The 7943-nt window shown below is 70.1% G+C and carries 7 protein-coding genes and 1 pseudogene; 6 read left to right on the top strand and 2 right to left on the bottom strand.

The window, feature by feature from the left end:
* Window positions 1-12: 12 nt before the first annotated feature.
* Window positions 13-894, bottom strand: a complete 882-nt coding sequence (locus B2284_RS08990) for a Dyp-type peroxidase (RefSeq protein WP_006945140.1) — start codon at window positions 892-894, stop codon at window positions 13-15.
* Window positions 895-1333: 439 nt separating this feature from the next.
* On the opposite strand from B2284_RS08990, the gene thiM reads away from it, so the two are divergent.
* From thiM to B2284_RS14490, 6 genes and pseudogenes are all read left to right on the top strand, one after another.
* Complete coding sequence (gene thiM / locus B2284_RS08985) at window positions 1334-2296, top strand: hydroxyethylthiazole kinase (protein ID WP_136788640.1); 963 nt, start codon at window positions 1334-1336, stop codon at window positions 2294-2296.
* A complete protein-coding gene (locus B2284_RS08980) occupies window positions 2296-3210 on the top strand; it encodes a thiamine phosphate synthase (protein WP_051806279.1) in 915 nt (304 codons plus the stop codon). The genes thiM and B2284_RS08980 overlap by 1 nt, the downstream gene beginning before the upstream one ends.
* Before the next feature lie 82 nt (window positions 3211-3292).
* On the top strand, window positions 3293-4111 hold the full coding sequence (thiD, locus tag B2284_RS08975) for a bifunctional hydroxymethylpyrimidine kinase/phosphomethylpyrimidine kinase (protein ID WP_062256075.1): 819 nt from the start codon (window positions 3293-3295) through the stop codon (window positions 4109-4111).
* Between the two features lie 41 nt (window positions 4112-4152).
* Window positions 4153-4326: pseudogene (locus B2284_RS08970) on the top strand (transposase); the annotation flags it as partial.
* 340 nt (window positions 4327-4666) lie between these two features.
* Window positions 4667-5461, top strand: coding sequence for an aldo/keto reductase (locus B2284_RS08965; protein WP_240742532.1), 795 nt, complete (start codon window positions 4667-4669; stop codon window positions 5459-5461).
* A gap of 343 nt (window positions 5462-5804) precedes the next feature.
* Window positions 5805-5948 (top strand): low temperature requirement protein A, encoded by a 144-nt coding sequence (locus B2284_RS14490; protein WP_136788643.1) that lies wholly within the window; start codon window positions 5805-5807, stop codon window positions 5946-5948.
* A 128-nt stretch (window positions 5949-6076) separates the two neighbouring features.
* On the opposite strand, the gene B2284_RS08960 is transcribed toward B2284_RS14490, so the two are convergent.
* Window positions 6077-7666, bottom strand: a complete 1590-nt coding sequence (locus B2284_RS08960; RefSeq protein WP_136788644.1) for a peptide MFS transporter — start codon at window positions 7664-7666, stop codon at window positions 6077-6079.
* Window positions 7667-7943: the final 277 nt, after the last annotated feature.

Raw genomic sequence — 7943 nt, 5'->3', positions numbered from 1 at the left:
GAGGGCTCGCCGTCAGCCCTTGAACGCGTCGACCGGCGGGATGACGTAGTACGAGCCGGTCTCGGCGTTCGAGTACTTCGTCAGTTCGTCGCGCGGGTGGTCACCGACGCCGGCCATCGATTCGAGCATGTCGTGCAGGCGCTTCTGCTCGCACGCGAAGCCGACGAACATCGTGCCGTGCTCGCCGACGTCACCGAACGGCATGTTGCGGCGCACGATGTGGCCGAAGTCGTCCTGGTCGGTGCGTTCGGCGTGCGACGTCTCGGGCTTGGGGTCCATCTCGATCGAGTCGACCTTGGAGCGGCCGATGACCTTCTCCTGCTCCTCGGTGGAGAGGGCCTCCCACTTCGCCTGCTTGTGCGGCCACTTCTGCAGCAGCAGCACGCTCGAGCCGGCGCCCGGCTTGCCGTCGGCGACGATGGCCTCGTCGTACTGCTCGATCGTCGTCGGGTTCTCGGTGCCGTCGATGAAACCGGTGAGGTCGCGGTTCGTCTGGTAGACCCAGCCCTCCGTCTCGTCCACGACGCGTGTGCCGGGCACGACCTGGCGCGTCAACGAGATGAGGTGACGCGTCGCGTCGAACACCTTGTCGCGCGCGCCGCCGAACACCCAGAAGACGAGGTCGCGCTGCGTACCGGGGATGACGTAGCCGTCAGTTCCGACGACGTCGGTGTCGAAGTCGTGAACGTTCTCGGGGGCGTGATCGGCGGCGATCTGCTGCATCAGCGACGGCCGCACGCCGACGACGAAGTTGACGCCCACGTCGTCCTGCTCGGCCTCGAACAGCGGCAGCAGCTGCGACAGCTTCGTCAGCGAGCCGGGCTCGACCTCGAACTCGACGTACTCGCTCGACGTCGCACCATCGACGAAGATGCCGATCTGGGCCTGGGGCATGTCTGACTCCTCGCGCGCGGGTGGCTGATCTGCCACCAGGCTACGTGACCCGCCCGTGGGGGGCGGCGCCGGTGACCGTTGCCGCCAGGCCCCAACGCGAACTTCCTGGGGTGATGACGCGACGGGCTCGTCGGTGCTGACGCGTGCTGCGCGACGGACTGTGATGGGCGCGGTGGGTTTCTCGCTCGGCGTCGTGACGCGCGAGGGGGAGGTACGGGTACGGCGGTGGGGCTGGCCGGGCGAACACGTCCACACGCCATCGACGTTCCGCACCTGCGTCCGTGGGACACGACGCCCACGCGGGGTACGTCATCTGCGAAGCTGGGGTCGTCCCGCGGGAGCCATCACGGCTGAGAGGCGCAAGCCGACCGCCAGCATCCTCTTCACGAGGGTGCCTACACCTGATCCGGATCATGCCGGCGGAGGAAGGAGACGCACGATGACTGCGCCCACGAACGAGCCCGACCACACCCCAGGCGCGTCGAGCGACGCGACACGCAGCGCCAGCCAGAGAGGCGGCGACAGGAGCCGCCCCGACGCACAGTCCCCCGACGCGGCGCACGAGGCGGGCACGGACGCGTCAGCTCAGGCGCTCGCCATCACCCCCGAAGCGATCGGGCGCGTCATCGACGCCGTTCGTGACGCCGCACCGCTCACGCAGTGCATGACGAACGCCGTCGTCACCGGTTTCACGGCGAACGTGCTGCTCGCTGTCGGAGCGTCGCCGGCCATGGTCGACTCGCTCGAGGAGGGCCCGATCTTCGCCGGTATCGCGGACGGGTTGCTCGTCAACGTCGGCACCGTGACGGCGGCGACAGCCGAGGCGATGCGCGCGACGGCTGCCGCGCGCGCCGAGGCGGGGCGCCCGTGGTGCCTCGACCCGGTCGCGGTCGGCACCCTGCCGGTGCGCACTCAGCTCGCTCGCGACCTGCTCGAACACGCCCCGGCCGTCACCCGCGGCAATGCCTCCGAGGTGCTCGGGTTGGCCGGCGAACAGGGTGCGGGACGCGGGGTCGACGCCGGTGACGACGTCGACGCGGCGCTCGCGGCAGCGTCGCGACTCGCGGAGCGCACGGGCGGGGCGGTCGCCGTCAGCGGTGTCGTCGATGCCGTCGTCGCGCCGGGCGTGCCGACGGTGCGCATCGGCAACGGCGACGCCATCATGACGAAGGTGACGGGCGTCGGGTGCGCGCTCGGAGCGCTCGTCGCGGCCTACCTACCGGTCGCCGGTTCGGCGCAGCTCGCTGCCGCCGCCGCGACCGCGACGATGACGCTCGCCGCCGAGGACGCCGCGCACTGGGCGAGCGGCCCGGGTTCGTTCGCGGTCGAACTCCTCGACGCCCTGGCGCGCCTCGAGGGCGATAGCGTCGCAGCGACGCTCGATCTGCGAGTGGCGTCGTGATGTCGGACGGGCGCGGCGTCGAGCTGTACCTCGTCACCGATACGGCGCTGTGTGGCGGGCCCGACGGTGTCGTCGAGACGGCCGAGGCTGCTGCGCGCGGTGGTGTCGACATGATCCAGATCCGCGACCACGACGCTTCGACCCGCGAATTGTGCTCTCTCACAACGCGGGTCATCGACGCCGTTGCGGCCTTGGGTGCGCATCCCGCCGTCGCGCAGACGCCGACGCCGCGGGCCGCTGGTGGCCGATCGGCTGGCCTACATGACGAAGAGTGCCCCGCCCCCCGCGTCGAGCGAGACTCGCCCACGGGTGCCGGCCAGCAGATGGCTGCGGCGGCGACCCCGATCTCGTCCTCGACGACGGCACGGCGCGTCCGCGTCGTCGTCGACGACCGTCTCGACGTGGCGCTCGCCGTCGGGGCTGATGGCGTGCACCTCGGCCAGAGTGACCTCGATCCTGTCGTGGCGCGGCGCCTCGCCGACCGTGTCGTCGGTGAGGGCTTCCACCTCGGCTGGTCGGTGTCGAACCTCGAACAGGTCGCTGCTGCAACGAGGTTGCCGCGCGGCACCGTCGACCTGCTGGGCATCGGGCCGTTCCGTGCGACGCCGACGAAGCCGGACGCAGCGCAACCGCTCGGGCTTGACGGCGTCGGCGCCATCACGGACGCGGCACGGGCCGGCGGGTTCGCCAACGTCGTCATCGGCGGGGTGAAGCTGCCGGACCTGCGCGCGCTCGTGGCCGCCGGCGCGCAGGGCGTCGCCGTCGTGTCGGCGATCTGCGGGCAGCCCGATCCGCTCGCCGCTACCCAGGCGCTGCGGAGCGAACTCGACGAGGCTCTCGCCGAAGTCCGCCCGGTCGACGGCGGCCGAGGCGCACTCGAGCTCGAGCGGCCCGACCACGCGGGCCCGGCATGACACCCCGGCGAGGGGTGCCCCAGGGCTGCTGCGGCCGGTGGGCGCGACCACGTTCCGCTGACGCGAGCCGAGAGGCTCTGACATGAGCATCCCCAACGTCCTGACGATCGCCGGCACCGACCCCAGCGGCGGTGCGGGAATCATGGCTGATCTCAAGGCTTTCGGCGCCCTGCGCACGCATGGGTGCGCTGTTGTGACGGCCGTCGTCGCGCAGAACACGCGGGGCGTCGCGGCGGTGACGCAGATGACGCCGCAGCAGGTACGCACGCAGCTCGAGAACCTGGCGGACGACGTCCGCATCGACGCGCTGAAGATCGGCATGCTGGGTTCGGCGGCCGTCATCGAGACCGTCGCTGACGTGCTCGCCGACCACCCGGCGCTGCGCGGGGTGCCGCGCGTTCTCGACCCTGTCATGGTCGCCTCGAGCGGTGACCGGCTCATCGACGAGGACGCCGTGACCGCTCTGCGCGAGCGTCTCGTGCCGGAGGTCGACGTCATCACGCCGAACCTCGCGGAGGCCGCCGTCCTGCTCGATCTCGACGACACGCCACGCGAGGCGAGCGATGACGTCGCGCGCGCCCTCGTCACCCTCGGGTCTGGTGTGCTGCTCAAGGGCGGCCATGGCGGCGGCGCGAAGAGCGACGACGTCCTCCTCGTCCCCGCCGAGAGCGACGAGCCCGCCCGGTTGAGCGCGCCGCGCATCGACACGCGCAACACGCACGGCACCGGATGCACCCTGTCGGCGGCGATGACGGCACTCCGGCAGCAACGCGATTCGTGGGCGCAGGCGACGCGGGAGGCCAAGGATTACGTGACGGAGGCGCTCGCTGCGAGTGGCGACCTCGACGTCGGGCGGGGCGACGGCCACGGCCCCGTCCACCACTTCCACGCCTGGTGGTGACGTGACGGTCGGCAGCTGTCAGAGCACCGTACCCATCTGCGATTCTTCGCGAGCTGCTCACCGAGGCCTCACCGGACATGATGCGCAGCCTGTTGCAGACCATGCTCAACGCCCTCCTCTTCGCGGACGCTGACGCGGTGGTCGGCGCCGAATACGGCCAGCCCAGCCCCGGACGAGTGGTGCAGCGCAACGACTACCGCCACCGCGGCCTCGACCGGGCGAACGTGGTGGACCATGGGGGTGGCCCGAGACGGGAACCTGGTCACCAGCCGCTCACCCGATGACTTCCGGGCCTTCTGTTCCGCCATTCCGGTACCGTTCAGTCAGGCCGACCAGCCCGCCGGCGCCGGAAACCGCTCGTGAGCAGCCCGGTACGCCACATGGCGCAGGCGGGGCTAATGACCGGCTCGACACCCGGCACCTCGGTACCGCAAGCACTGGCCGGGGACGCGCTGGCCCTTCGAGGATCTCAGCCCACGTCCCGCCTCAGCACAACCAGAAGGGAAGTGATCGCGGATGCGGCGAATAACGCTGCCGAGCGGGGAGTTCATCCCTGTGCTGGGCCAGGGCACCTGGGGCTGGGGTGAGGACCCCGGCCGCCGCCGCGACGAGGTCGCCGCGCTGCACGCCGGCCTCGAGCTGGGCATGACGCTGGTCGACACCGCCGAGATGTACGCCGACGGCGGCGCGGAGGAGGTGCTTGGTGAAGCATTGGCGGGTCGCCGCGACGAGGCGTTCGTGGTCAGCAAGGTCATTCCGTCCCACGCCTCCCGTTCCGACACGATCGCGGCCTGCGAACGCAGCTTGAAACGCCTGGGCACCGATCGGATCGACCTCTACCTGCTGCACTGGCAGGGCGGGTACCCGCTGCCGGACACGGTCGCGGCCTTCCAACAGCTCGTCGAGGACGGGAAAATCCGATACTGGGGCGTCAGCAACTTCGACCACCGGGCCCTCGCCGACCTGCGGGACGTGCCGGGCAGCAGCGGGCTGGCCACGGATCAGGTGCTGTACAACCTGTCGCGGCGAGGACCGGAGTACGACCTGCTGCCGTGGTGCACCGACCACGAGCTGCCGGTCATGGCGTACTCGCCGATCGAGCAGGGCCGCATCCTTCAGGACGCGACGCTGAACGACGTCGCGGCCCGTCACGGCGTCAGCCCCGCGGCGGCGGCCATCGCCTGGGTGCTGCGCCGCGACTCGCTCTGCACGATCCCCAAGGCGAGCAGTCCGCAGCATGTGCGCGACAACGCCACAGCACTGGACGTGGAGCTGACCCGCGAAGACCTGGATGCTCTGGATCGAGCGTTTCCGCCGCCGAGCGGACCGCGACCACTAGAAATGCTGTGATCCTGCCCAGGCGCGCAGCCCGGTCAGTCCGGGCAGCGCTAAGAGCAGCACTCCCCGGAGTGGTGCGCCGGGGCAGGAGATCAGGCCGAGCCAGCTCGTCGATGTGGGAACGTCCGAGAGGTAGCCGCCACCCGAACGGCCGAACTGCCGAACAGCGCAAGTTTCCCAAGGACCTGCCTGTAACCTCCTCCTGAACCTGTGCCCGCCCTCACGTGGTCCACCACAGCAGCACCGTCGGTTCGGGGGTGGGAATAGCCGGGCTCGTAGGGGGATGATTTCGCCGGTGTGCGAGGACTCTGAGCCGGGCAGCGAGGCCGACGCGCGGGATAGCGGCAGCGGGTAGGTGGGCAACCTAGAGCTGTTCTTCGACCTGGTGTTCGTGTACGCCCTGGCGCAGCTGACCCGGCTGGTGCGGGACGACGTTTCGTGGCGTCCCCACCTTTCCCCAGCTACCCGACCCAACCGGCGCGCCCACACTCAACTCTGAAGAGCCAGATTCGCAGATGTGGACGTAACTTGCAGGAGGGGCAGGTGGACATCCACCTGCCCCTCCTGCGCGTCTCGCGGCGTCACCTCAATGAGGCGTCAGCTCAGCGCGTCCTCACGACGCATTGTTCACGCCGTCTTGACGTCTTCGACGTCGCGCATGTGGCGTCCGATCCACGGCACGAGGGCCATGAGGACGAGCGAGAAGCCGGCGGTGATGAGGCCGAGCGTCAGGAAGAACGTCGTGTCGCTGAGGCCCTCCATGAGGCGGATGGCCTGCGCGGCGGCCGATTGGCCGACGGCGGACGTGAGGTACCACAGCGCCATCGCCTGGGTCGTGAACGCGGCGGGTGCGAGCTTCGTCGTCGCGGAGATGCCGACGGGCGACAGGCACAGTTCGCCGATCGTCTGGACGACGAAGACGCTCGCGAGCGCCCACATCGGCGCCGTCGGGCCGTGCGGCCACAGGTTCGAGTAGAACGCGAGCAGCACGAACGACAGGCCGGCCATGAGCACGCCGAACGCGAACTTCGCGCCGGTGCTCGGGAACTTGCCGGCGCGGCGCAGCCAGATCGCGGCGAAGACGGGCGCGAGGGCCACGACGAACAGCGGGTTGACGCTCTGGAAGAACTCGGCGTTCACCTTGATGCCGAAGATCGAGCCGAGGTCGGTGCGCTCGGCGGCGAACGCGGCCATCTTGCTCGCGGCCTGCTCGAAGATCATCCAGAACAGCGCGGCGCCGATCCACAACGGCACGTACGCCTGCAGATGGCGGCGTTCGGCGGCGCTCACCTTGGGGCTCTTGAACATCATCGCGAACATGCCGACCGCGGCGATGACGGACATCACCGTGACGGTGTTGATGACGCCGTCCGCGGTCGTGCCCGACAGGGCGAAGCAGATCGCGGCGACGGCCGCGACGCCGACGACGCCGAGCCCCACGCGTCGCATGACGGTGCCGCGTTCGGCCGCGGTGAGCGGGCTCGTCGGGTTCGTTCCTGCGCCGTGCAGGTGCTTGCGGAACACGAACAGGCCGATCAACCCGAAGGCCATGCCGACAGCCGCGGCGGAGAATCCGGCGTGGAAACCCCACCGGTCCTTGAGGAACGTCACGACGAACGGCGCGCAGAACGAGCCGATGTTCACCGACATGTAGAAGATCGAGAAACCGGCGTCGCGACGGCCGTCCTCGCGGTCGTACAGCTGCCCGACGACCGCCGAGATGGATGCCTTCTGCAGACCCGTTCCGAGCGCGACGGTGGCGATGCCGACCCACGACATCGCCGCGATCGGCATCGCGAGGAAGACGTGGCCGAGCATGATGATGACGGCGCCGTACAGCGTCGCGCGGAAGGCGCCGATGACGCGGTCGGCGAGCCACGCGCCGACGACGCTGAGCAGGTAGACCGACGCACCGTACGTCGCGACGATCGACAGGGCTGTCGGCTGGTCGATGCCGAGCCCACCGTCGCTGACGGCCGTGTAGAGGTAGTACGCGAGGATGGCGCGCATGCCGTAGTAGCTGAAGCGTTCCCACAGTTCGGCGTTGAACAGCGTGCCCAGGCCGGAGGGGTGGCCGAGGAAACCGCGGTCGTCGAGCGACGGGCGGGTGCGGCCACCGGAGAGGGCGACGCGCGGTGCGTCGACGTCGGGCGAGTTCGCAGCGCCGGGCTCAGGCGTCGCGGATGACGCGCCGTGGCTGGCGGGGGAGTCGACCATGGTGGGTCGTCCTTCGGTAGGCGGTCACCAGTGCGCGGGGACGGCAATGGCCGCACCGATCGGTGCGGCCATCAACTGTAGTCAACGGGTGTTTTTGTGAGCGAAACACCCTGACGCGTGGTGTCCTTGTGTCCCGTCGCCTCAGGCGGGGGTGACGCCGTCGAGCGCCGTCGCGAGGGTCGCCTCGCTGCTCGGCATGAGCCCCGCGATGATGGCGCGGGCCTCATCGATGGCGTCGAGGGCCTCGGGCAGGTCGAGCAGCGAGTGGATCTCGGCG

The sequence above is a fragment of the Dermacoccus sp. UBA1591 genome, from assembly GCF_002322065.1.
Taxonomy (GTDB): Bacteria; Actinomycetota; Actinomycetes; order Actinomycetales; family Dermatophilaceae; genus Dermacoccus; species Dermacoccus nishinomiyaensis.
This window is presented reverse-complemented; position numbering and strand designations above follow the sequence as displayed.

Excerpts from the sequence above, each read along its gene's own strand:
- B2284_RS08990 (WP_006945140.1), bottom strand. The coding sequence starts at position 894 with ATGCCCCAGGCCCAGATCGGCATCTTCGTCGATGGTGCGACGTCGAGC.
- thiM (WP_136788640.1), top strand. The coding sequence starts at position 1,334 with ATGACTGCGCCCACGAACGAGCCCGACCACACCCCAGGCGCGTCGAGC.
- B2284_RS08980 (WP_051806279.1), top strand. The coding sequence starts at position 2,296 with ATGTCGGACGGGCGCGGCGTCGAGCTGTACCTCGTCACCGATACGGCG.
- thiD (WP_062256075.1), top strand. The coding sequence starts at position 3,293 with ATGAGCATCCCCAACGTCCTGACGATCGCCGGCACCGACCCCAGCGGC.
- B2284_RS08960 (WP_136788644.1), bottom strand. The coding sequence starts at position 7,666 with ATGGTCGACTCCCCCGCCAGCCACGGCGCGTCATCCGCGACGCCTGAG.